The 225-nt window shown below is 78.2% G+C and carries 1 pseudogene; it reads right to left on the minus strand.

Annotated elements, in window-relative coordinates:
• Window positions 1–225, minus strand: a pseudogene (locus C7C46_RS33640) (ABC transporter permease); the annotation flags it as partial.

The following is a 225-nucleotide window of genomic DNA, read 5'->3' on the forward strand; positions in this document are numbered from 1 at the left end:
ACCGAAGATCAGCAGCCAGAGCGCGGGCTGGACGGCGCGGGTGTACAGCTCGGTCCGGTCGTGGCGCAGCTTCTGCAGCTCGACCGCGCACATCGCCTGCACGCGGGCCGGCACCAGGCGCCAGCCGCTGCGGGCGGGCGGCGGGACCAGGAGCAGGCTCAGATCGGGGAGCCGGGCGGGCTCAGCCGACGCGGGACGCGGTGCGGCGGGGGGGGGGGGCGCGGC

The sequence above is a fragment of the Streptomyces tateyamensis genome, assembly GCF_003205575.1.
Classification (GTDB): domain Bacteria; phylum Actinomycetota; class Actinomycetes; order Streptomycetales; family Streptomycetaceae; genus Kitasatospora; species Kitasatospora tateyamensis.